This is a genomic window from Streptomyces sp. NPDC090108, assembly GCF_044747185.1.
Taxonomy (GTDB): Bacteria; Actinomycetota; Actinomycetes; order Streptomycetales; family Streptomycetaceae; genus Streptomyces.
In genome coordinates this window covers 446,463-467,356 of record NZ_JBIVDQ010000001.1, presented here as the reverse complement: position 1 = coordinate 467,356, position 20,894 = coordinate 446,463, and the positions used below count along the sequence as shown (strand labels likewise).

The 20,894-nt window shown below is 72.9% G+C and carries 20 protein-coding genes; 7 read left to right on the top strand and 13 right to left on the bottom strand.

Going from position 1 to position 20,894, the window contains the following annotated elements; all coding sequences use genetic code 11:
* The first annotated feature begins 20 nt into the window (after nt 1–20).
* Nucleotides 21–1,277: a styrene monooxygenase/indole monooxygenase family protein gene (locus ACIPRD_RS01985; RefSeq protein ID WP_401559131.1), complete on the top strand. Its 1,257-nt coding sequence runs from the start codon at nt 21–23 to the stop codon at nt 1,275–1,277.
* Nucleotides 1,278–1,360: 83 nt separating this feature from the next.
* Here ACIPRD_RS01985 and ACIPRD_RS01980 read toward each other — a convergent pair whose 3' ends face one another.
* The 10 genes from ACIPRD_RS01980 to ACIPRD_RS01935 form a co-directional block, all read right to left on the bottom strand.
* On the bottom strand, nt 1,361–2,407 hold the full coding sequence (locus ACIPRD_RS01980) for an NlpC/P60 family protein (RefSeq protein ID WP_401559128.1): 1,047 nt from the start codon (nt 2,405–2,407) through the stop codon (nt 1,361–1,363).
* A 158-nt stretch (nt 2,408–2,565) separates the two neighbouring features.
* Nucleotides 2,566–2,946: a hypothetical protein gene (locus ACIPRD_RS01975; RefSeq protein ID WP_401559125.1), complete on the bottom strand. Its 381-nt coding sequence runs from the start codon at nt 2,944–2,946 to the stop codon at nt 2,566–2,568.
* A gap of 4 nt (nt 2,947–2,950) precedes the next feature.
* Nucleotides 2,951–3,610, bottom strand: a complete 660-nt coding sequence (locus ACIPRD_RS01970) for a TetR/AcrR family transcriptional regulator (RefSeq protein WP_401559122.1) — start codon at nt 3,608–3,610, stop codon at nt 2,951–2,953.
* A 45-nt stretch (nt 3,611–3,655) separates the two neighbouring features.
* On the bottom strand, nt 3,656–4,594 hold the full coding sequence (locus tag ACIPRD_RS01965; protein ID WP_401559119.1) for a diiron oxygenase: 939 nt from the start codon (nt 4,592–4,594) through the stop codon (nt 3,656–3,658).
* A 253-nt stretch (nt 4,595–4,847) separates the two neighbouring features.
* The gene (locus tag ACIPRD_RS01960) at nt 4,848–6,305 is read right to left on the bottom strand and encodes a penicillin-binding transpeptidase domain-containing protein (RefSeq protein WP_401560007.1); all 1,458 of its coding nucleotides are present in this window, start codon (nt 6,303–6,305) and stop codon (nt 4,848–4,850) included.
* 23 nt (nt 6,306–6,328) lie between these two features.
* A complete protein-coding gene (locus tag ACIPRD_RS01955; RefSeq protein ID WP_356405464.1) occupies nt 6,329–7,690 on the bottom strand; it encodes an FtsW/RodA/SpoVE family cell cycle protein in 1,362 nt (453 codons plus the stop codon).
* A gap of 49 nt (nt 7,691–7,739) precedes the next feature.
* Nucleotides 7,740–8,213: an SH3 domain-containing protein gene (locus ACIPRD_RS01950; RefSeq protein ID WP_401559116.1), complete on the bottom strand. Its 474-nt coding sequence runs from the start codon at nt 8,211–8,213 to the stop codon at nt 7,740–7,742.
* 395 nt (nt 8,214–8,608) lie between these two features.
* Nucleotides 8,609–9,868 carry an ATP-binding protein gene (locus ACIPRD_RS01945; protein ID WP_401559114.1) on the bottom strand — a complete coding sequence of 420 codons (1,260 nt, stop codon included), beginning with the start codon at nt 9,866–9,868 and terminating at the stop codon, nt 8,609–8,611.
* On the bottom strand, nt 9,865–10,722 hold the full coding sequence (locus ACIPRD_RS01940) for a hypothetical protein (RefSeq protein ID WP_401559111.1): 858 nt from the start codon (nt 10,720–10,722) through the stop codon (nt 9,865–9,867). Before ACIPRD_RS01940 ends, ACIPRD_RS01945 begins: the two co-directional genes overlap by 4 nt.
* A gap of 206 nt (nt 10,723–10,928) precedes the next feature.
* On the bottom strand, nt 10,929–11,453 hold the full coding sequence (locus ACIPRD_RS01935; RefSeq protein ID WP_356405456.1) for a dual specificity protein phosphatase family protein: 525 nt from the start codon (nt 11,451–11,453) through the stop codon (nt 10,929–10,931).
* 102 nt (nt 11,454–11,555) lie between these two features.
* Here ACIPRD_RS01935 and ACIPRD_RS01930 point away from each other — a divergent pair, with 102 nt between their 5' ends.
* Complete coding sequence (locus tag ACIPRD_RS01930) at nt 11,556–12,359, top strand: nuclease-related domain-containing protein (RefSeq protein WP_356405454.1); 804 nt, start codon at nt 11,556–11,558, stop codon at nt 12,357–12,359.
* A 6-nt stretch (nt 12,360–12,365) separates the two neighbouring features.
* Here ACIPRD_RS01930 and ligD read toward each other — a convergent pair whose 3' ends face one another.
* Complete coding sequence (ligD, locus tag ACIPRD_RS01925) at nt 12,366–13,253, bottom strand: non-homologous end-joining DNA ligase (protein ID WP_401559107.1); 888 nt, start codon at nt 13,251–13,253, stop codon at nt 12,366–12,368.
* Nucleotides 13,254–13,346: 93 nt separating this feature from the next.
* Here ligD and ACIPRD_RS01920 point away from each other — a divergent pair, with 93 nt between their 5' ends.
* Entirely contained in the window at nt 13,347–14,534 is a 1,188-nt protein-coding gene (locus tag ACIPRD_RS01920; protein WP_401559105.1) for a Ku protein, read from the top strand.
* Between the two features lie 159 nt (nt 14,535–14,693).
* The gene (locus tag ACIPRD_RS01915) at nt 14,694–15,950 is read left to right on the top strand and encodes a hypothetical protein (protein ID WP_401559103.1); all 1,257 of its coding nucleotides are present in this window, start codon (nt 14,694–14,696) and stop codon (nt 15,948–15,950) included.
* A 148-nt stretch (nt 15,951–16,098) separates the two neighbouring features.
* Here ACIPRD_RS01915 and ACIPRD_RS01910 read toward each other — a convergent pair whose 3' ends face one another.
* Nucleotides 16,099–16,257, bottom strand: coding sequence for a hypothetical protein (locus ACIPRD_RS01910; RefSeq protein WP_401559101.1), 159 nt, complete (start codon nt 16,255–16,257; stop codon nt 16,099–16,101).
* A 436-nt stretch (nt 16,258–16,693) separates the two neighbouring features.
* Between ACIPRD_RS01910 and ACIPRD_RS01905 the strand changes: the two genes are divergently transcribed.
* The 3 genes from ACIPRD_RS01905 (at nt 16,694) to ACIPRD_RS01895 (ending at nt 19,626) form a co-directional block, all read left to right on the top strand.
* Nucleotides 16,694–17,035 carry a hypothetical protein gene (locus ACIPRD_RS01905; protein WP_356405444.1) on the top strand — a complete coding sequence of 114 codons (342 nt, stop codon included), beginning with the start codon at nt 16,694–16,696 and terminating at the stop codon, nt 17,033–17,035.
* Nucleotides 17,036–17,322: 287 nt separating this feature from the next.
* Nucleotides 17,323–18,858: an FAD-binding oxidoreductase gene (locus ACIPRD_RS01900; RefSeq protein WP_401559098.1), complete on the top strand. Its 1,536-nt coding sequence runs from the start codon at nt 17,323–17,325 to the stop codon at nt 18,856–18,858.
* Between the two features lie 177 nt (nt 18,859–19,035).
* Nucleotides 19,036–19,626, top strand: coding sequence for a hypothetical protein (locus ACIPRD_RS01895; RefSeq protein ID WP_401559095.1), 591 nt, complete (start codon nt 19,036–19,038; stop codon nt 19,624–19,626).
* 579 nt (nt 19,627–20,205) lie between these two features.
* Here the strand turns inward: ACIPRD_RS01895 and ACIPRD_RS01890 are convergent.
* On the bottom strand, nt 20,206–20,712 hold the full coding sequence (locus ACIPRD_RS01890) for a hypothetical protein (protein ID WP_401559092.1): 507 nt from the start codon (nt 20,710–20,712) through the stop codon (nt 20,206–20,208).
* Nucleotides 20,713–20,894: the final 182 nt, after the last annotated feature.

Below are 20,894 nucleotides of genomic sequence, written 5' to 3'. Positions count from 1 at the left end.
AACTAGGAGTCACCACCCGCATGCGGAAGATACTCGTCGTCGGAGCCGGCCAGTCCGGCCTCCAGCTCGCCCTCGGCCTGCAGTCGCACGGCTACGAGGTCACCCTGATGTCGAACCGGACCGCCGACGAGATCCGCTCCGGCCGGGTCATGTCGACGCAGTGCATGTTCGACACCTCGCTCGGCCACGAGCGCGACCTCCAGCTGAACTTCTGGGAGTCCCAGGCGCCGAAGATCGAGGGCCTCGGCGTCTCGGTCGCCGCCCCCGGCTCCTTCGACCCGGGCCCGTCCCAGCGGGTCATCGACTGGGTCGGCAAGCTCGACGGGTACGCCCAGTCCGTCGACCAGCGGGTGAAGATGGCCGGCTGGATGGAGACCTTCGCCCAGCGCGGCGGCCAGCTGGTCATCCACGGCGCCGCCGTCTCCGACCTCGACTACTTCTCCCGCACCTACGACCTCGTCCTGGTCGCGGCCGGCAAGGGCGAGCTGGTGTCGATGTTCGCCCGCGACCCCGAGCGCTCCCCGTACGCCGAGCCGCAGCGCGCCCTCGCGGTCGCCTACGTGCACGGTCTGGCCCCGCGCCCGGAGCACCCGGAGTTCGACGCCGTCCGCTGCAACCTGGTGCCCGGTGTCGGCGAGCTGTTCATCATGCCGACCTTCACCACCTCCGGCCGCGCCGACATCCTCTTCTGGGAGGGCGTCCCCGGCGGTCCGCTCGACGTCTTCAACGGCGTCAAGGACCCGTCCGAGCACCTCGCCCTCACGCTGGACCTCATGAAGAAGTTCACGCCGTGGGAGTACGACCGTGCCACGGACGTCGAGCTGACCGACGCCGGCGCCACCCTCTCCGGCCGCTACGCGCCGACCGTGCGCAACCCCATCGGCCGGCTGCCCGGCGGCGGCCTGGTCATGGGCGTGGCCGACGTGGTCGTCGCCAACGACCCGATCACCGGCCAGGGCTCCAACACCGCGTCCAAGTGCGCGGCCTCCTACCTCGCCTCGATCCTGGAGCGGCAGGACAAGCCGTTCGACGAGGAGTGGATGCGGGGCACGTTCGACCGCTTCTGGGACACCACCGCCCAGCACGTCACCAAGTGGACGAACGCCATGCTCGCGCCCCCGCCGGAGCACATCCTCAACCTCATCGGCGCGGCCGGCCAGCTCCAGCCGGTGGCGGACCGTTTCGCCAACGGCTTCAACGATCCCTCGGACTTCGAGAACTTCTTCTACGAGCCCGAGAAGACCGGCGCCTACCTGGCCTCGGTCGCCGGAGCCTGACCGGACGCACCGAAGCGCCCGTACGGTCCGGCCGGTCCGGCCGGACCCGGCGGCAGCCCGTGCGCGGGTCCCGCCCGACGCCCTCAGAGTCCCGCACCCCGACCGGCGTCGGGCCGGACCGCGCCCAGGATCGGGTTGGCCGCCATCGGCGAGACCTTGATGGCCTCGCCCGGCCGCGGGGCCTGGACGACCTTGCCCGCCCCCACGTACATCGCCACATGGGTGGCCTCGGGGAAGTAGACGACCAGGTCACCGGGGCGCAGTTCGCCCAGCGGGACCTTCCGCAGCCGCGCCCACTGCTCCTGGCTGGTGCGCGGGATCGGTGTCCCGGCGTGGTCCCAGGCCTGCGAGGTCAGCCCCGAGCAGTCGTAGGACGCGGGGCCCTGCGCCCCCCACGCGTACGGCTTGCCGACCTGGCTCATGGCGTAGCTGACCGCCCGGGTCCCCTCGGCCGAGGGCGTCCGGGCGTCGCCCAGCGTGCCGGATTCCGTGAGCCTGCGCTGCGCGTCCGCGGTGCCCGCGCTCTCCAGCCTGGCCACCCCGGCCAGCTGCTGGGGGGTGAGCGAGGCCAGGAGGCGTTCGACGTCGGCCAGCCGGCCCCGGACGTCGTCCTGCTGCTTCTTCTGCTTCTCGCCGAGCGTCAGCGCGGTGTCCAGGGCCCGCCGGGCGGACCGGGCCAGCGCGTCCTTGTTCGTCTCCGTGGCCGCCAGCCGGTCCACCGTCCGCGCGCGCTCGCCGGCCAGCCGCCCGATGACGTGCCCCTCGTCCAGCGCGTGCTGCGGGTCACGGGCGAGCAGCAGCCGCACGTAGGGGGAGAAGTCGCTGCTGCTCTGGTACTGCTGCCGGGCCAGCCGCCCGGCCTCGCTCCGGCTGCCGCGCAACGCGATCCGGGCACGCGCCAGTTCGCCGTCCAGCCGGGTCACCTCGGCCCGCTGCCGCGCCAGCTTCTCGGCGGTGGCGTTGTACGTCTCGGCGGCCTGCTCGGTCCGCCGGTACAGCTGCTGGAGGTCGGTCAGCAGCTGGGCGACGGAGCGCCGCGGTTCCGGTGCGGCGGCCGCGGGCACGGGCGCGAGCACGGCCTGGACCGCCACCGCCGCCGTACAGGCCAGGCGCGGGAGTACTCCTGACACGTCATCACCTCCGGTGCGGGGCGGCCGGACCCTCCGTCCGCCTCCGTACCGTGAGCATCAGACGCGCGCACGCCGAGCGCGCGCGGTGCGTGCGCGGTTCGGCGCAATCTTGTCACCCGTACGCGTCTTCCGGCTTGCCGGACGGCGTGTTGTCCGGATCACTTCCCGGGCGGGGTGCTCGGGCCGTCCGCTTCACCGGCCGCGTCCGGTCCGCCGGGCCGGTCGCCGCTACCGGCCGCGTCGGGTCCGCCCGCCGTCTGCGGGCCGCCGGTGCCCGCCGGCTTCGACCACGGCCACCGGATCCCGCCGCCCCGTCCGCCCTCGGCGTCGTAGCGGTACTTCCACCCCGTGACCCGCCCCAGCCGCTTGCTGTGCCCGCGCGGCTCGCGGCGGTACACGAGCACGGTGGGCGGCCCGCCGGCCGCGTCCGGGACCGGGATGCGGTACGTCTTCGGGGGGTGGCCGGTCGCGCCGAGCAGCACGGGCAGCGTCCGCCCGTCCATGGGGCCGCCTTCGAAGGGGGTGTCCTGACTCTTCACCGTCTCAGTCTCGGTCATCCCCGGCGAGCGCGCCGAGGACGGCCGCCGTCTGCGGGTCGCGGCCCGCGGTGACCGCGAGGGCCGCCGTGAACTGCTCCACCAGCCAGTCGCGCAGCTCGCCGGCCGGCGGCCGCTTGTCCTCGTCGAGCCACATCAGGGAGGCGGCCTCCACCGAGGCGATCCACATCCGCACGGTCATCCGCAGCCGCGGCCCCGGATCGCCGACCCGGAGATGGCCGAAGATGCTCTCGGCGGCGGTCCGGCGCACCTCGTCCACGATGGCGGTGGTCCGCGACGTCTCCACCACGCTGCCGCCCTGCAGCAGGGCGCTGAACCCGGCGTCGTGCCCGTCCACGAAGGCCAGATACCGGTCCAGGGCCCGGGACAGCCGGGACGGCAGCGGCCCTTCGTGCGCCTCGTCGAAACAGTCCTGGAGCGCGTCGGCCGCCGACCGCAGCGCCGCCTCGTACAGCTGCTGCTTGCCGCCCGGGAAGTACCGGTAGACCAGGGGGCGCGAGACTCCGGCCGCCTCCGCCACGTCGTCCAGGGACACGTCCTCGGGCGCCCGGTGCGCGAACAGCGACAGCGCGGAGTCGAGCAGCTGGCGGCGCCGCTCCTCGACACTGAGGCGGCGGTAGGCGGGCGTGGCGGCCTGGGGGGTCATGCTGCGCAGCGTAATCGCTCCCGGCGCCGCCCCCGCCGGCACCGCCTACGCGAGCAGCCCCGACGACCTCCACAGCCGCCGCCCGGCCCCCCGCAGCACCCCGATCTCGTCCAGGAAGTCGGTCAGCCGCTTCGCGCCGGTGCGCATGACCTCCTGCCGGTGCCCGCTCGCCCGCACCTGTGCCACCGCCTCCCGCCGGTCGAGCCCGGCGTGGGTGTACACGTCCGGGTTCACGAAGGCGACGGAGAACACGCGGGCGAACTCGCCGGAGCTGACCCGGGTGAACTCGCGGGACCACCTCGGCGCGGTCGTCATCTGGCGGCGCAGCTCCTCGCGGGCGTAGCGCACGTGCCGGGCCTCCTCCACCACGTGGATGCGCGTGACCCCGCGGATCAGCGGCTGCACCCGCTCGTCCGGGAAGGTCAGCCGCTGCATCCAGTCCAGCACCTCCTCGCCGAGCAGCGTGGCGGTGAAGGAGCCCGGCGTGGTGGAGACGGTCTTGAAGAGGCGGCCGAGGTGGTGGTGGGCCCGGCTGACGGGGTACCAGGGGGTGCCGCCGTGCTCGATGAGCCGGGCGAACATCTTCGAGTGCCGGCACTCGTCCTCGATCTCGGTGAGCGCGTACCGCACGTGCGCGCTCGTCGCCGCCTGGTCGTAGATGTGCCGGGCCAGCAGCTGCATCAGGATGATCTCGAACCAGATGCCGAGCGAGGCCAGCGCGGCCGCCTCGTGCCGGGACAGCAGGATCCGCTGCTCCTCGCTCATCCGCCGCCACATCGGGGTGCCGTACAGGGACACCAGCTCCGGCGGCCAGAACCACTTGCCGTCCTCGAAGGGCGCGTCCCAGTCCAGTTCCGTGTCGGGGTCGAAGGAGTGCCTGGCGGAGGAGGCGAGCAGCCGCTGGGCCACCTGCTCGCGGTCCTTGAGGAGGCCGAGCGCGTCGCGCAGCCCCTCCACCGCGTCCTCGTCCGTCACGGTCGCCATGGCTCTCACCTCGTCACCCGGTGGTGTGTCGTCGGCCTCTTATGAGACTGCCCGTCAGCAAGCGCGTCAATCCCTCGCGCGGCACTTGTCGACCCGACATCCCCAGGAGCCCCCCGGCGTCTCCGGGCGTCCACGGGTGAACCCCCTCGCCCCGCCCGCCCCTCCAGGCACTCCCGCCCCGCCCGCTCCTCCAGGTCACCCCCGCCGTACCGGGCGGACGCGACCCCGGCTCACCCCGCGAGCGCGAGCCCCCTCATCTCCCGAGCACGGCCCGCATGACGTCCCGGGCGATCGGTGCCGCGTCCCCGCCGCCGCTGATCTCGCCGCGGTCCGCCGAGGCGTCCTCGACGACCACGGCCACCGCCACCTTGGGCTCCATGTCGCCGTCACCCTGCGCCCAGGAGACGAACCAGGCGTACGGCACACCGGAGTTGCCGATGCCGTGCTGCGCGGTACCGGTCTTGCCGCCGACCGTGGCGCCGCGGATGGCGGCGTTCGTGCCGGTGCCCTCCGTGACCACGCCCGTCATCAGCTCCTTCAGCCTGACGGCCGTCGACGGGCGCATGACCTGGAGCACCGGGTGCGGACCGCTGCCCGCCACCGTCTCGCCGCCCTGTCTGACGGTCCGCTCCACCAGGTACGGCGTGTGCAGCTGCCCGTCGTCGGCGACGGCCGCGGCGACCATCGCCATCTGCAGCGGTGTGGCCCGCGTGTTGTACTGCCCGATGGAGGACAGCGCCAGCTGCGCCTTGTCCACCCTCGTGTCGAAGGTGCTGGTGGCGGCGGAGAACGGCACCCGCGTCCGGGTGTCGTTGAAGCCGAACGCCTCCGCGGTGTCCTTCATGTCCCGCACCCCGACGTCCACGCCCAGCTTCGCGAACACCGTGTTGCAGGACCACTCGAACGCCACCCGCAGCGAGGCGTTCCGGCAGCCGTCGCCCTCGTTGGTCAGCCGCGTGGTCGCGCCGGGCAGCCGGTACGGGTCGGGGGAGTCGGTGCGCGCGTCCAGATCCGTCACCACGTCCGCGTCCAGCGCCGCCGCCGCGGTGACCACCTTGAACGTCGACCCCGGCGGATACGTCTGCCGCACCGCCCGGTTGAGCATCGGCTTGTCCGGGTCGTTGTTCAGCCGCGCCCACGCCGCCGTCGCGGCCTCGCTGTTGCCGGACAGCTCCGCGGGGTCGTACGACGGGGTCGACACCAGGGCGAGGATCCGCCCCGTGGACGGCTCGATCGCGGCCACCGCCCCCTTGCGCCCGGCCAGCCCCCGGTACGCCGCCTGCTGCGCCGCCCGGTCCAGGGTGGTCAGCACGTTCCCGGCCGGGCTCACCGAGCGGGACACGTCGTTCCACAGCGGGAACGGCGCCAGCAGCGGATCGGTGCCGGACAGCACCCCGTCCTCCGCGTGCTCCAGGAACGTGGTGCCGTACTTCTGCGAGGCGAATCCGGTGACCGGGGCGTACAAGGGGCCGTCGAGATAGGTGCGTTCGTACCGCAGCTGTTCGCGGGTGTCCTTGGACCCGGTCACCGGCGAGCCGCCGACCAGGATGTCGCCGCGCGGCTGCTGGTAACGGACGATCGTGGAACGGCGGTTGGCCGGGTTGCCGTCGTAGGCCCCGGCCTGGACGACCTGGACCCGGGCCGCGTTGACCAGCAGCGCCACGAGCAGCAGGGCGCAGAAGCCGGACGCGTGCCGGATGTACTTGCCCATGGGCCGGGCGCCGCCGTATCCGGTCACGGTGCCTCCCGGCCGTCGTACTGGCTGCGGGCCGAGTCGCTCACCCGGATCAGCAGGGCCACGATCGCCCAGTTGGTCACGACCGAGGAGCCGCCCTGGGCGAGGAAGGGCATCGCCATGCCGGTCAGCGGGATCAGCCCGGTGACGCCGCCCGCGATCACGAACACCTGGAGCGCCACGATCGAGGCGAGCCCCACGGTGAGCAGCCGCCCGAACGGCTCGCGCAGCGCCAGTCCCGCCCGGTAGCCCCGCTCCACGAGCAGCGCGTACAGCAGGAAGATCGCCGCCAGGCCCGCGAGCCCCAGTTCCTCCCCGGCCGTCGCCAGGATGAAGTCCGACTTGGCCGCGAAGCCGATCAGGATGGAATGGCCGAGGCCGAGCCCCGCGCCCAGCACACCGCCCGCCGCGAAGGCGAACAGCGACTGGGACAGCTGGTTCGGGCCGAGGCCCGCCTCGATGGTGGCGAAGGGATGCAGCCAGTCCTCGATCCGCCCGTTCACATGCGGTTCCAGCCGCCCGACCGCGAACGCCCCGAGCACCGCCAGCAGCAGACCGACCGCGAGCCAGCCGGTGCGGCCCGTGGCGACGTACAGCAGGATCACGAACAGGCCGAAGAACAGCAGCGAGGTGCCCAGATCGCGCTCCAGGACCAGCACCCCGACGCTCAGCAGCCAGATCGTCACGATCGGGCCGAGCACCCGCCCGGTCGGGAACTGCAGCCGCCACAGCCGCCGGCCGGTGTACGCGAGCGCGTTGCGGTTGGCGGCCAGGTAGGCGGCGAAGAACACCGCGAGCAGCACCTTCGCGAACTCGCCCGGCTGGATGGAGAACCCGCCGATCCGGATCCAGATCCTGGCCCCGTTGACCGCGGGGAAGAGGCTCGGCAGCAGAAGCAGCCCGAGGGCGGCGACCACGCAGACGTACGCGTACCGCTGGAGCACCCGGTGGTCGCGCAGCAGCAGGACGACGACGATGAACAGGCCGACCCCGAGCGTGGACCACACCAGCTGGGCCGGGGCCTCGCGGTGTCCGGGCGTCTCCAGGTCCAGCCGGTAGATGAGCACCAGCCCCAGCCCGTTGAGCAGCACCGCGATGGGCAGCAGCAGCGGATCGGCGTACGGCGCCCGGACGCGGACCGCCAGATGGGCGCACAGGGCGAGCACCCCGAGGCCGGCGCCGTAACCGGCCGCCCCGGACGGAACGGCGCCGGTCCTCGCCAGCCCCACCGCGCAGTAGCCGTACACGGACAGCAGGACGGCCAGCACGATCAGCGAGAACTCGACGCCGCGGCGCCGGGCCAGGCGCCTGGCGGGCGCGGGGGTGTGCGGCGCCGCCACGGCGGTTCCGGCGTTGGTCATGCCCGGAACCTACCCAAAGGTGCCGCTTTGTTCCTCTTCCGCCTCGAAGTCAGCACCAGCGTGGCGCCGGCCCGACGTTGTCGATGTAACGCGCCGCGCCCCACGACCAGGTCCCGTCCGTGAGCAGGTACCAGAGGGAGTTGCCGTCCACCGTCTCGCTGCCGGACTTGCAGTAGATCGAGACGGTCTGCCCCTTCGCCAGGAAGCGCACGCGGCGGCTGCCGCGGTCGGGGCGGTCGCGCAGCCACAGGCCGTTCTCGGCGGTGACGACACCCCGGTAGCGCCGCGGATCCCGGTCGCCCTTGCCCTGATGCCCGGCGCCCTGGCCGTCGGCGGCCTGTCCATCGGCGGCCTGGGCGGTCCCGTCCCCGCCGTCCGCGGCCATGGCCGCAGGTGCGGTCACGGGGGCCGTGGCGACCGTGGCGGCCGCGGCGACGGCGTCGGCGGCGGGGGCGGCGGTGACCAGCGCGGCCGTCGCGGCGGCCAGGGTGAGGCCGCGGGGGAAGGCGGAGCGCAGGGACATGGGGGTACCTCCGAAATGCTGCGGAACGCGGTGAAGCTGACCAATCGCCACATTAGGAGCGGTGGCCGCGGGGTGCCTGCCGCAGTGGGCCAAAGGGGAGGGGGCCGGGGGGTGTGGGGGTGCGGGGTTCCGGGGTTAGGGGTTGCGGGGGTGCGGGGGTGCGGGGTTCGGGGGTTCGGGGGGAGGTCGCGGGCCGAGGGTTCGGGGCCGGGGGTTGCGGGGCTGGGGCTGTCCGGGCCGCGCCCGTCTCCGGTCGGCGGGTCCATTCCGTACGCGGTCCGGCCGGGGTCGTCTCTTGGGTCGGCGGGTCCATTCCGTACGCGGTCCGGCCGGGGTCGTCTCTTGGGTCGGCGGGTCCGATTCCGTACGCGGTCCGGCCGGCGTCGTCTCTCCGGTCAGCCGGTGCGTCCCGTGTCGGCCTCCGGCAGGGTCAGCACGGCCACCGCCCCGCCGTCCTCCGCGTTGCCGAACGTCAGCCGCGCGCCCAGCACCTCCGCCTGCCCGAGGGCGATGGTCAGCCCGAGCCCGTGCCCCGTGGCCCCGCCCTCGGTGCGGAAGCGCTGCGGCCCGTGCGCCACCAGGTACGCCGGGTACCCGTCCCCGTGGTCCCGCACGGTCACCACCGGCCCGTCCACGGTCAGCGTCACCGGACCCCGCCCGTGCCGGTGCGCGTTGGCCACGAGATTGCCCAGCACCCGCTCCAGCCGCCGCCGGTCGGTCTCCACACGTACGTCCCGTACGACCCGCACCCCGGTGTCCGTCCCCGAGGCCCGCACCACCCGCCGGGCCAGCGCCCCCAGTTCCTCGCTGTACACGGCGGGCCGTTCCCGGCCGGTGTCCAGACGCGAGATCTCCAGCAGGTCCTCGGTGAGCGTGCGCAGGGCCGCCACCCGGTCCCGGACCAGCTCCGTCGGCCGCCCCGGCGGCAGCAGTTCGGCGGCGGCGTGCAGCCCGGTCAGCGGGGTGCGCAGCTCGTGCGCCACGTCCGCGGTGAACCGCTGCTCGCTCAGCAGTTTGGCCTGGAGGCCGGCCGCCATGGAGTCCAGCGCGGCGGCCACCGTCGCCACCTCGTCCCGCGAGCGCGCCGGATCCTTCGTACGGGGGTCGTTCACCCGGGCGTCCAGATCGCCCTCGGTGATCCGCCGGGCCACCTGGGCGGTGCCGTGCAGCCGCCGGGTCACCCGGGTCACCGCGAACGCCGCCGCCAGCACGGTCACCCCGATGGCCAGCGCCGACGACCACAGGATCGACCGGTCGAGCCCGGCGATGGTCCTGGACTGCTGCGAGTAGTCGACCTCCGCCGCGAGCGCCCGCCGCCCGTCGGCCGGGCCCGCCGCCCACATGGCCGGCCGGTCCCCGTGCGCGGCGACCATCGTGCCGCGCCGCCCGGCCCGCGCCAGCTCGCGCAGCGGTGCCGGCAGGCCCGGCGGATCCAGGCCGGCGCCGGGCGGGAACGCGTCCCCCGCCTCGAACGCGTGCGTGGCGTCGTCCAGCCGGGACAGCGCCGCGGCCCGGGCCTGTCCCACCGTCCGGTCGGTCACCGACACATGGACGAGGACACCCAGCAGCGCGGCCAGTGCGCAGCACATCACCGCGATGAACGCGGCCGCCTTCGCCGCGAGCGTCCCCGCCCACCGCGGCACCGCGAGCCTCATCGCGGGCTCGTGGGGGAGGAGGGCGTGGAGGCGTGCGGCGTGGAGGCGTGCGGTGTGGGGGAGGGGCGCGGCGCGGGCATGGAAGGAGCGGAGGGTGCGGAGGACGAGGGCGCAGGTCCGGCGGACGGTGGCGTGGTGGCGGAACCCGACGGCGCCGGAGCGGGCGTGTGGCTGCGCCGGCCACCGCCGGTGCGCAGGAACTCGTCGCGGGTGAAGACCATCGCCCGCTGCCCGGGGTCCCAGGCCCAGGTGGTGCGGTACTCGTACCCGGTGATCCCCGCCGGAGAGCGCACGATCACCGTCCGCCCGGCCAGCTCGACCCCGATGATCGCGTCGTTGTCGGACATCACCTGGACCAGCCGGTGGCCCTCGACCGTGTACACGCGTACGGCCGTCTGGTTGGTCGGGTAGAGCCGGAACCCGAGCGTCAGATCGTCCCGGCCGTCCCCGGTCAGGTCCCGGTAGTAGGCCTTCAGCAGCGGACAGCGCGCCCGGTCACCGCCCGGCCGGCACTCCTTCACCCGGCCGGGGGTCGCGCGGTAGCTCCCCGTCGGCCCGTACAGCTCGGGATGCGCGGCGATCTCGGCCTCCACGACGTCCACCGGGTCGACCGCGCGGATGTCGTCGCCGGGCACCCGGACGCCCCGGACGGTCTCCCGCGTCGCCACGTCGTAGGGGAAGGCGGGGCTGGACGCCGGCCGCAGGTCCGGCCACAGCTTCACCGGGCTGATCGCGGTCGGGGCCGCGCCCGCGTCCGCGAGGCCGCCGGAGTCCCCGCAGGCCACCGCCGTGGCCGCCAGCAGGGCGGCGACGGCCGCGGTGGCGGCGGTACGCGCGAGACGGCGGGCTGACACGCTGCTCCTGGGGTTTCGGGGGCTGACGCACCGCCGTACACCTTATTCCGGAGAGAGCGGGTACACCCGGTAGATCCGCCTTCGCGGTGAAATCATCCCCACCTTCCCGCCGGCCGGGCGGGAGTCGGGCAGCAGACTTCTTCGCTGGACGGGCGTAAGTCAGGGCAGACTTCCTCTCTCGACGGGCGGGAGTCAGGCGGCAGCGCCTACCCGCCCGCGCCTCCGGCCTCCCCCAGTTCCTCCAGCAGCCGGGCGGTGGGCAGCCCCGCACGCAGGTACTCCACGAACAGCGGGTTGTGCAGGGCCCACGGCGAACGCCGGCTGCGGATCAGCTCGATCGCCTCCTGCGCCGTACGGCCCCGCCGGACCAGCGTGTGGGCGACCACCAGCCCCGAGCGGTTGTAGCCGTGATGGCAGCGGACCAGGACCGAGCGCCCGGCGTCCAGCGCCTCGCCCGCCGCCCGCGCCAGCCGGATCACCCCCGCGAGCTGCGTCCCGTCCAGCGGGCCGTCCGGTATCGGCCACACATGATGTTCGACACCGGGTCCGGGGCCGTACCCCGCCCGGCGCAGCAGCGTCTGCACCACGTCGAACTCGTCGCCCACGACAGCCGGTTCCGGCCGCCCCGAACGCCCCCTGAACTCGTGCCCGCCCATCCAGAGTCCGGGCGCGACCTCGTTCCACGGCCGGTCCGGGACCGGTACCTCGGGCTGGATTCCGCGGGTCCGCAACGGCGCCTCCCCCACTCGCCCCCACCGGGGCCGACTCCACGGTAACCGGGTTCTTGCCCCCGGAGCACCCCTGCTGTTCCCATGGTCGAGGGGTGATGGCGCATGAGCGGACTGCGCGTGGTGCCGACCTGGCGGCTGGGCCGTGAACGGCTGTACGTCTGCGGCCGGGACGGCAGCGGTATCGCCTGGTACGACCGTGGGACCGGCCGGGTCAGCCTGCTCGGCGAGGACCGCAGGGACGAGGTCCTCGCGGCCCTGAAGCCGTTCCTGACCGGCCCGGTGACGGTGGGCCCGCCCCCCGTGCCCACCCCGGCGGAACTGGCCCGGCTGGCCCTGCGCCCCGACGACGACCTCGCCCCCAACCGCCCCGGCGAGGCCCTGCTCGTCGACCTCGACCGGCACGCGGCCCCCGCCCACCGGCTCCGCCCCGACCCGCGCCTGCGCGCCCTGGAAGCGGAGCGGGCCGTCGGCGGGACGCTGGACCGGCTGGAGGGCGCCGGCTGGCACACCCTGCACTCCCTCCCGCTCCCCGGCGGCGCCCGCATCCACCACCTGCTGATCGGTCCGGCCGGCCTCTTCGCCGTCCATGCCCTGCACGCCCGCAAGCACCGCGTCGTGGTCTCCGACCCCATGGTCGCCGTCGGCCGCCGGGAGGCCGTACCCCTGCTCCGGCGCCTGCGGGCCGACGCCGACCGCGCCTCCCACGCGCTGACGGCCGAGGTCCATCCGGTCCTGGCCCTGACGGAACCGGCCGCCGTACGGATCACGGCGACTCCGCGCGCCGTCCGGGTCCTGCGGGACACCGACCTGGAGAGCCTGACCCGGCTGGACGTCGTCCTCAAACCGGCGGACGTGGAGGCCCTGCACGCGATGGCCCGGGACCGGAACGTGTGGAGCCGGGTGTAGGGGTTCTCAAGGCAGCCGCGAAGCCCGTTCGCCGTCCAGCAGCCCCGCCATCAGATCGCCGTGCTCCCGCAGGCGCGGTCCGATGTCGTCGGCGAGGAACTCCAGCGCGGCGGGCGACCGGCAGCCCTCGACCTCCTCCCAGGTCACCGGCGTGGACACCATCGGGGCGGCGCGGGCGCGCAGGGTGTAGGGGGCGGCCGTGGTCTTGCCGGCGGCGTTCTGGCTCCAGTCGACGAACACCTTTCCCGGCCGCAGGCTCCGCGTCATCCGGTGCACCACCAGCCCCGGCAGCGCCCGCTCGGCCTCCACCGCCAGCGCCTTCGCGTACGCGCTCGTGTCCCGGGACGACGCCCCGCGCACGGCCGCCAGCAGGTGCAGCCCCTTCGAGCCGGCCGTCTTCGCGTACGCCTCGATCCCGTCCGCCGCGAGCCGCTCCCGCAGCCACAGGGCGGCCTCGCACGCCTCGACGACCGTCGCGGGCGCCCCGGGATCGAGGTCGAACACCAGCCGGTCGGCCTCGTCGGGGGCCTGGACCGGCCACTGGTGCGTGTGGAACTCGGCGACCAGGTTCGCCGCCCACACCAGGCTCGCCAGATCGTTCACCACCACCATCCGCGCCGGCCCGTCCGGGGACGACCGCGGCACCTCGGCGGTCGTGACCCAGTCGGGCGTACCCGGCGGCACGTTCTTGGTGAAGAACACCTGTCCGCCGGGCCCGTCCGGATAGCGCAGCAGGGACACCGCCCGGTCACGCAGGTGCGGCAGCATCACCCCGGCCGTGGTCGCGTAGTAGTGCACCAGCTCGCCCTTGGTGAAGCCGGTCTCCGGATACAGCACCTTCTCCAGGTTGCTGAGCGTGACCCGTCGCCCCTCCACCTCTGTGATCGGCGTCATAGGATGACAATCCCAGACAAATGGTTCTTCTGGTTCCTCGACGGTTCACCTGGTTCCTCGACGGTCCACCGCCACAAGGAAGGGACGCGGCACGTGCGATCCATATGGAACGGCGCCATCTCCTTCGGGCTCGTCAGCATCCCCATCAAGCTGGTGAACGCCACCGAGAACCACGCGATCTCCTTCCGCCAGATCCACACCGAGGACAACGGCCGTATCCGCTACCGCAAGGTGTGCGAGCTGGAGGACCGCGAGGTCACCCAGGACGAGATCGGCAAGGGGTACGAGGACGCGGACGGCTCCATCGTCCCGATCACCGACGAGGACCTCGCCCACCTCCCGATCCCGACCGCCCGCACCATCGAGATCGTCGCCTTCGTCCCGGCCGACCGGATCGACCCGCTCCAGATGGACGCGGCCTACTACCTCGCCGCCGGCGGGGCCAACGCCGCCAAGCCGTACACCCTCCTGCGCGAGGCCCTGAAGCGCAGCAACAAGGTCGCCATCGCCAAGTACGCCCTGCGCGGCCGGGAACGCCTCGGCATGCTGCGCGTGGTCGGCGACGTCATCGTCATGCACGGCCTGCTCTGGCCCGACGAGGTGCGCGCGCCCGAGGGGGTCGCCCCCGACGCCGACGTCACCGTCCGCGACAAGGAACTCGACCTCGCGGACGCGCTGATGGACACCCTCGGCGAGGTCGACCTGGAGGACCTGCACGACGAGTACCGCGACGCGCTGGAGGAGGTCATCGCTGCCAAGGCGGCCGGCGAGACCCCGCGCGAGGCGCCCGCCCCGGCCCCCGGCGGCAAGGTGCTCGACCTGATGGCGGCCCTGGAGAAGAGCGTCCGCGAGGCCCGCGAGTCGCGCGGCGCGGAACCTGTCGGGCAGGGCGCTGAATCCGCCGGGCAGGACGCTGAACCCGCCGGACAGGCCGAGGTCCGCCCGCTCCGGAGCCGTCGTACGACCACCCCCAAGGAGACGGGCGGCAAGAAGTCGACGTCGACGACGAGGAAGACGGCGGCCGCGAAGAAGACGGCCGCCCCGCGCAAGTCCACCTCGAAGGCCACGGAGGGTACGAGGAGGACGGCGGCGGCGAAGACGACGTCGAAGTCGACGGCGGCCAAGTCCACGCGGTCGACGGGGTCTGCGGGGTCTGCGGGGTCGACGCGGCCCACGGCGGCCGCGGGGTCCAGGGGGGCCTCAGGGTCCTCGGGATCCACTGGATCCACGGCGAAGAAAGCCCAGGCGAAGAAGGCGGCGTCCCGCAAGCGCACGGCGTGAGGACGTGGGCGCGGGAGCACGGGGGCACGGCGTGAGGAGGCGGACGCGGGGGTGCGCGCTGCCCCGCGAGGCGGGTTCCGGCGGCGGGACGGGCCCGATCCGGCCCGTGAGAGGGGAATTTCCCCCCGGGACGCACGGCACCTCGGGCACGATGTGCGCGTGACATACGTGGTGACCGTGGCCGTGACCCTCCCCGAGGGCGCTCCGCAACTCGATGCGCTGCAGCGGGAGGGCGTCATCCACCTGCTGCGCGGGGGCTTCGACTCGCTCGAGGCGATCGAGGGCCCCGACGGCATGGAGGTCGACCTGATGGACGACGTCATCGCCGCCCATCCCGGCGGAGCCCTGCTCAAACTCTTCGTGGACGCGCCGGCGCTGGAGTTCGCGGAGGAGGCCGCGCGCGAGGTCGTCGCCGAACTCCTCGAACAGACCGAACCGCTCGCCGGCTGGCTGATAGCCCGCTGCGCGGTGGAGCTGAACTCCGAACTTCTCCAGGAGAGCCTGGACGCCGCCGACGGCCCCGACGCCCCGCCCGCCGACCCCGCCGAACGCGCCCGCCGCCACGAGGCGGCCAAGCTCGCCGCCCCGGCCCAGGACCCCGGCCCCCGCCCCTCCGAGGCCGAGGCGATGCGCGCCCGGCTCCGCGAACTGGCACCGGCGCTGGCCGCCTCCCCCCTCGCATCCTTCGGCTACGACGAGGACCCGCAGGAGCGGATCGTCGGCAAGGAGGCCGCCGAGATCGCGGCGGGCGCCCTCGTCTACGCCATCGACCTCCTGGTCGACGAACTCTTCACCGACCTGGCCGGCCTGGAGGAGGACGGCCCGACCGTGGCGGACAGCAACGCGGCCTTCATGATCCTGGAGGACCTCCCCCCGCACCTCGCCCACGAGTACACGGTCCTGTTCACCCGCCGCCTCATGGTCACCGCGATCACCCTGACCGCCCGTCTGACCCAGCCGGCCCCCTTCCACCCGACCTGCACGGCCGAGGAACTCCTCCTCCGCTCCCTGCTCACCCAGGCCGAGGTGACCGCCGACCTCTACGGCCTCCTCACGGAGGAGGTGAGCACCGCGCTGGAACTCTTCGCCGAGTCGGCCTACGGCTCCGAGGCACTCGCCGCCTACGCCCGGGAACCCGACGAGTTCCCGGACCTCCCCGAAGAACCGGCCGAGTCACCGCGCGCGGAGAGCGTGGACACCTGGTTCACCCCGTTCACCCCGGCCGACCTGGTGCATCCGTACGCGGCGAACGAGGAGGAGGGCGAGGGCGACGGCGACGATCACAGTGAGGGCGAGGGCGAGGGCGAGGGCGAGGGCGGCGGCGACGGCCAGGAGGAGGACGGCGGCGCGGAGGGCGACGAGCCGGGCGCGGGCGACGGGAAGCGGCGGTCCGTGCGCCGCAAGCCGGACCGGTGATGACCGGCACCGGTGTCTCCGGGCCGCAGGCCGGCCCGATGACCGGCATCGGTGATGTCCGACTGCTGTGATGATCAGCGCCGGTGATGTCCGGCAGCGGTGGTGATCAGCGCCGGTGATGTCCGACTGCGGCGACGACCCCCGATCCTCAGATGTGGGCCCTGATCCGGCGCACAGGATGCCCCAAGGCCGCGGCGAGGAGGGCCAGTTCGCCGTCACCGAACCAGTCGACCCCCGGATTCCGGACCGCGATCTCGAACCGGGCGAAGCCGCACGGCCAGGAGTACTCCAGCGCGTCGAGCGACAACCCGGCCCCGCAACAAGGGACCTCCACGGCGAGGTCGGCGAAACCGTCCAGCCGGCCTCGTACTCCCCGAGGTGCAACCCGCCCAGGCAGCGGTCCCCGACCTGCGGAGCGGGCACGTGCGCCGCGTCCCCGCACGCGTCCTGGAGCACCGGCCGATCCGTCATGCCCGCATCCGACCAGTAGCCGTACGAGCCGAAGTCACCCGCACGGCCGACCGCCGCCCCACCTGGCCTCACGCCACGCGAGATGCCCCCGAAAGACCCGGACCTTACGATGGACGGCGAGTACGCCGATGGATGGACAGCCGGACGCACAGGCGTACGGCGTGACGGAGCAGTGGTTCCTTCCGCCCCGGCGTTCCGCGCGGCCGCTGCCGCGGATGGCGGAGCCGTCACGCCCCACGGGCCGCACCGTCACCCCCAAGGCAGGTCGAACAATGAACCGCACTCGCCGCCTCGCCGCCCTCACACTCGTCGCCATCCCGGCCCTCGCGCTGGGCCCCACGGTCGCCGCACACGCCGCCGCTCCCGCCGCCCCTTCCCGCGCGGCATGCCACGTCGAGACGGAGTCGGACGGCAAGTACCACCTGTGGGGCGTCGGCTTCCACGGCGACAAGAAGGTCACGTACTCGGGCACCACCTCGGGCGCCCCGTCGGGCACCGTCTCCACCGACAGATCGGGCCGGTTCGACATCGGCGGCCTCAGCGGCAACAGGTTCGTCGTCAGGACGGACGACGGCAAGACCAGGGTGACCTGCACGATGGTGCACCACGGCTGAGAGCCGGCCGGACCCCCGTACCCGACGGCCGAGGGCCCGCCCCCCCCCGCACCCGACGGCCGATGGCCCGCCAGACCTCCCTCCCCGGCACCCGACCGGACAGCGCGTCCGCGCAGCTACCGCAGTTGCCGCAGCCGCCGCAGCAGCAGCACCGGCGGGCACCCTCACCCGCGGCAGCGTGTCGAGCGATCCGACCGCGATCCCCTTGCTACCGTGCGCCTCGCCGAAATCATCCATAAAGAGATGATTTGCGCAACTCGGCGTTCGAGAGGACACGGACGATGCCCATGCCCATGCCCATGAACGACTACTCCCGCCGCGGACTGCTGAGGGCGACGGCGGCCGCCGGTGCCGGCACGGTCATGGTCGCCGGGGCGGCGGCCGCGGAGGCACCGGGCGCGAACGCCGCCGACGCGCGGACGGGAGCCGCTTCCGTCGAGTCCGCCGCTGCCGGAGGCGCGCAGTGCGCCCCGGCGAAGCTGACCGGTCGTATCGTCCGGCCCGACGACCCCGACTACGCCGAATCCAGCCTCGGCTGGGACGAACTGTTCGTCCACTACCCGCTGGTCATCGTCTACGCCCAGAAGACCCAGGACGTGGTCAACGCCCTCACCTGGGCGCGCCAGCACGACGTGGCACTGCGCGTGCGCAGCGGCGGCCACAGCCTGGAGGGCTGGTCGAACGTCGACAACGGCATCGTGATCGACGTCAGCGAACTGAAGGGCGCGCACATCGACACGGCCGCGCGCACCGCGACGGTCGGGGCCGGGCTCAGCCAGCTGGAGGCCGTGACCACGCTGGCGCGGAAGAACCTCGCGGTCACGACGGGCACGGAAGGCACCGTGGGTCTCGCCGGCGCGACGCTCGGCGGCGGCTTCGGCTTCCTCACCCGCTATCTCGGCATGGCCTGCGACAGCCTGATCGGCGCCGAGATCGTGGTGGCGGAGGGCACGGACTGCGCCAAGGTCGTCAAGGCGGACCTGAAGAACCACTCCGACCTGCTGTGGGCGCTGCGCGGCGCGGGCAACGGCAACTTCGGGATCGTCACGTCGCTCACCTACAAGGTCGCGCCCCTGAAGAGCGTCACCTATCTGACAGCGACCTGGGACGGAATCGGCGACCTGCGCGGAGTCTTCGACGCGTGGCAGCGCACGGCGCCGGTCGCGGACAACCGCCTCGGCACCCAGCTGGAGATCCACCGCAACCAGATCCTGCTCTTCGCGGTGCTCGCGGAGGGAACGCCGACGGAGGCCAGGAAGCTGCTGGCCCCGATCCTGTCGGTGGGACGCCCCGACGTCTCCACCCAGGTCGGCAACTGGGGCGACGTCTACGCGGGCTTCCAGATCCCGACCGAGGAGGAGCCCGCGAACTGGAAGTTCTTCTCGCAGTTCACCCACAAGCCGTTCCCGAGGAAGGCCATCGACGTGATCGCCTCCTTCATGCGGGAGGCGCCGACGGACGACAGCAACTTCTTCACCCAGGCCTTCGGCGGAGCCGTCCGCAAGAGCCCCCGCGGCGGTACGGCCTTCCCGCACCGCGACGCGCTCTTCTACTCCGAGCCGGGCGCCGGCTGGGGCACCCGCGGCGAACCGCACAGCGGCGACGAGCTGACCCCTCGGGCCCAGGCCTGGATCGCCGAGTTCAGCCAGGCCCTGCGCCCCTACGTCAGCGGCGCCTACGTCAACGTCCCGAACGTCGGCATGCAGGACTGGGAGACCGCCTACTGGGACTCCAACTACGACCGCCTGCGCAAGATCAAGGCCCAGTACGACCCCCGCAACGTCTTCCAGTACGAACAGAGCATCCCCCCGGCCTCCTGCTGACGGCGGCCCCGCGGACACCCCGCGCGCCACGCATGCCAGTGTGGCCACGTGCCCCCTTCCCCCAGCGCCCCACTCCTCCCTCCTGGCAACCGGCCACCACCTCCTGACCCTCCGAGGATCCTGGCCTCCTGCTGGCTGCACTGGATCGCCGTACCGACAGGCGACCAGGCGGGAGTCATGGAGGTGCTGGGGCTGGGCCGGCCGTACCCGGTGACCTTCGCCGAGGCCGCGGAGATCATCGACGAGGACGGCCACGGCGACGCGGAGGGCAACCCGGACGGCATGGCCCGGGTCTACGTCAGCCCGGAACTCGACGGCTGGACCCTGATCATCGGCCCGTGGTGCGACCCGAGCGACGCCGGCCGCAGCGACGACGTACTCCGCCTGTGCCTGGCCCTGAGCACCCGCTACGGCCAGGCGCAGGCGTACTACTACGGCGCTCAGGGCGACGGTTCGGCGTGGCTGGTCACCGAGAACGGCACCGCGCTACGCCGCTACTGCGAAACCGGCGTAGCCGAGAACGCCCACCTGACCCTGGGCGCCCCTCTGCCCCTCGAACGATCCCACCGAGCCCGCCTCGGCCTGCCGACGACCTGGGACGAGGCGACGGAATCGGACGAGGACGAGGCCGAATGGAAGTGGGAGACGTTCGGCCTGGCCCCTGAGATCGCCGCAGCCCTGGGCGTCAGCCCCCTGACCCTGACCCCGGACACCCCGGTCACCGGCAGAGGCCTCATCGCCTCCACCCGGCCTGCGCCAGACCTCTGAGCCGACCAGCCACGTCTGGACACCGCCGACCCCACCCCGGACACCCGACCCCCCCCAGCGAACCCTGCCCCGCTCTCGACGAACCCGGCTCCGGCACCCCGTGAGCCCTACGCCATCCCCGCCAAACCCCCGCGCACCAGACCCCGCCCGCAGGACGCTCGCCCATCCCCCGCAAACCCGGCTGTCCCCACCAAGGCCGGCACCACCCACTCAAGAAACGAACAACCTTGCCGAACCCTGCACCGCAGAGGACCTGAAGAAAGCCCCCCGACCCGCACACCAGAATTCCAAGCTCGCGCACACGGCTCCGGAGGGCCCTTCGGGATCCGGCGTTTGCACAGGTCGAGGGCCCATAACCAGTCGATGGCGTGCCATCCGTCCACAAGTAGTCCACGGCTGGCCGGTGTGCTACTCCGCAGGACGGGAGGGGGTTTCACGTTCTGCGGCGAGTGTCTGGACGGCAGTTACGTCTACTACTGGGACGGGCTCATCGTTCGCGACCCTGGCATCCCCGCGATGGTCGGGGTGATCGACGACGTCATCTCCTGCCGTCAGGATCCCGCTCGCTCTTCTTACTTGTCAGTCGTTGGCACGGGCCGTCAGCCAACGTTCCGCGACGGTCGCGGTCATTGTGTAAAAGAACTCCGACTTAAGCCCCGGTTCGGTTGTGAGCGCCTCCACCCAAGTCATCGGCCAGTTGCGGCGCTTGTAGCGCCGGTGCATGGTGCGCGTAAAGGCCGAGAGGTTGCCCTGAAGGTTCTTCTTCTCCATGCCCAGCTGGGTGGCCAGTGAGGTGTAACTCACCCGTGTGTCAGGCTGCTTAGCCAGGATGTCGAGCGCGCGGGCGACCGTCTGTACAGAGCCCAGCGGCTCGATCATCAGCTTGCGGAAGTCCTCGACGGTCCACTGGATGATCGGGAGCTTGCCGTCGTCCGCTGAGTCCGCCATTGAACTCGTGCCCGCCGGCGGAACCGGGGAGACAGGAAGAGTAGCGGTGCCGGTCAGCTCCGCAAGGTAGGCGTACACCTGCGTGACGTGCTGGCTCGGCACAGGCACCGAGATGAACTGCGTCCGGTCTTCCGTCATGGGTTCTCCCTGGGTGTATGCGCCAGTCCGGTGGCAGGAGCGATCGTGACACACTTACTGTCGGCACGTCTAGCCGTTAGTGCCGCTTACTTCCAGGTCACGCCCAGCGTGTGCCCTGGTATTCCTCTCTGACGTCACTTTGTGTCCAGACGGGAGGTGGCTGCGTCGTCTGCTGCCCGGGC

Bases quoted from the DNA above. Each gene is read 5' to 3' on its own strand.
- ACIPRD_RS01900 (WP_401559098.1), top strand. From the start codon at position 17,323: ATGCCCATGCCCATGAACGACTACTCCCGCCGCGGACTGCTGAGGGCG.
- ACIPRD_RS01930 (WP_356405454.1), top strand. From the start codon at position 11,556: ATGAGCGGACTGCGCGTGGTGCCGACCTGGCGGCTGGGCCGTGAACGG.
- ACIPRD_RS01955 (WP_356405464.1), bottom strand. From the start codon at position 7,690: ATGACCAACGCCGGAACCGCCGTGGCGGCGCCGCACACCCCCGCGCCC.
- ACIPRD_RS01890 (WP_401559092.1), bottom strand. From the start codon at position 20,712: ATGACGGAAGACCGGACGCAGTTCATCTCGGTGCCTGTGCCGAGCCAG.
- ACIPRD_RS01945 (WP_401559114.1), bottom strand. From the start codon at position 9,868: ATGAGGCTCGCGGTGCCGCGGTGGGCGGGGACGCTCGCGGCGAAGGCG.
- ligD (WP_401559107.1), bottom strand. From the start codon at position 13,253: ATGACGCCGATCACAGAGGTGGAGGGGCGACGGGTCACGCTCAGCAAC.
- ACIPRD_RS01895 (WP_401559095.1), top strand. From the start codon at position 19,036: ATGGAGGTGCTGGGGCTGGGCCGGCCGTACCCGGTGACCTTCGCCGAG.
- ACIPRD_RS01970 (WP_401559122.1), bottom strand. From the start codon at position 3,610: ATGACCCCCCAGGCCGCCACGCCCGCCTACCGCCGCCTCAGTGTCGAG.
- ACIPRD_RS01965 (WP_401559119.1), bottom strand. From the start codon at position 4,594: ATGGCGACCGTGACGGACGAGGACGCGGTGGAGGGGCTGCGCGACGCG.
- ACIPRD_RS01905 (WP_356405444.1), top strand. From the start codon at position 16,694: ATGAACCGCACTCGCCGCCTCGCCGCCCTCACACTCGTCGCCATCCCG.
- ACIPRD_RS01960 (WP_401560007.1), bottom strand. From the start codon at position 6,305: ATGGGCAAGTACATCCGGCACGCGTCCGGCTTCTGCGCCCTGCTGCTC.
- ACIPRD_RS01985 (WP_401559131.1), top strand. From the start codon at position 21: ATGCGGAAGATACTCGTCGTCGGAGCCGGCCAGTCCGGCCTCCAGCTC.
- ACIPRD_RS01950 (WP_401559116.1), bottom strand. From the start codon at position 8,213: ATGTCCCTGCGCTCCGCCTTCCCCCGCGGCCTCACCCTGGCCGCCGCG.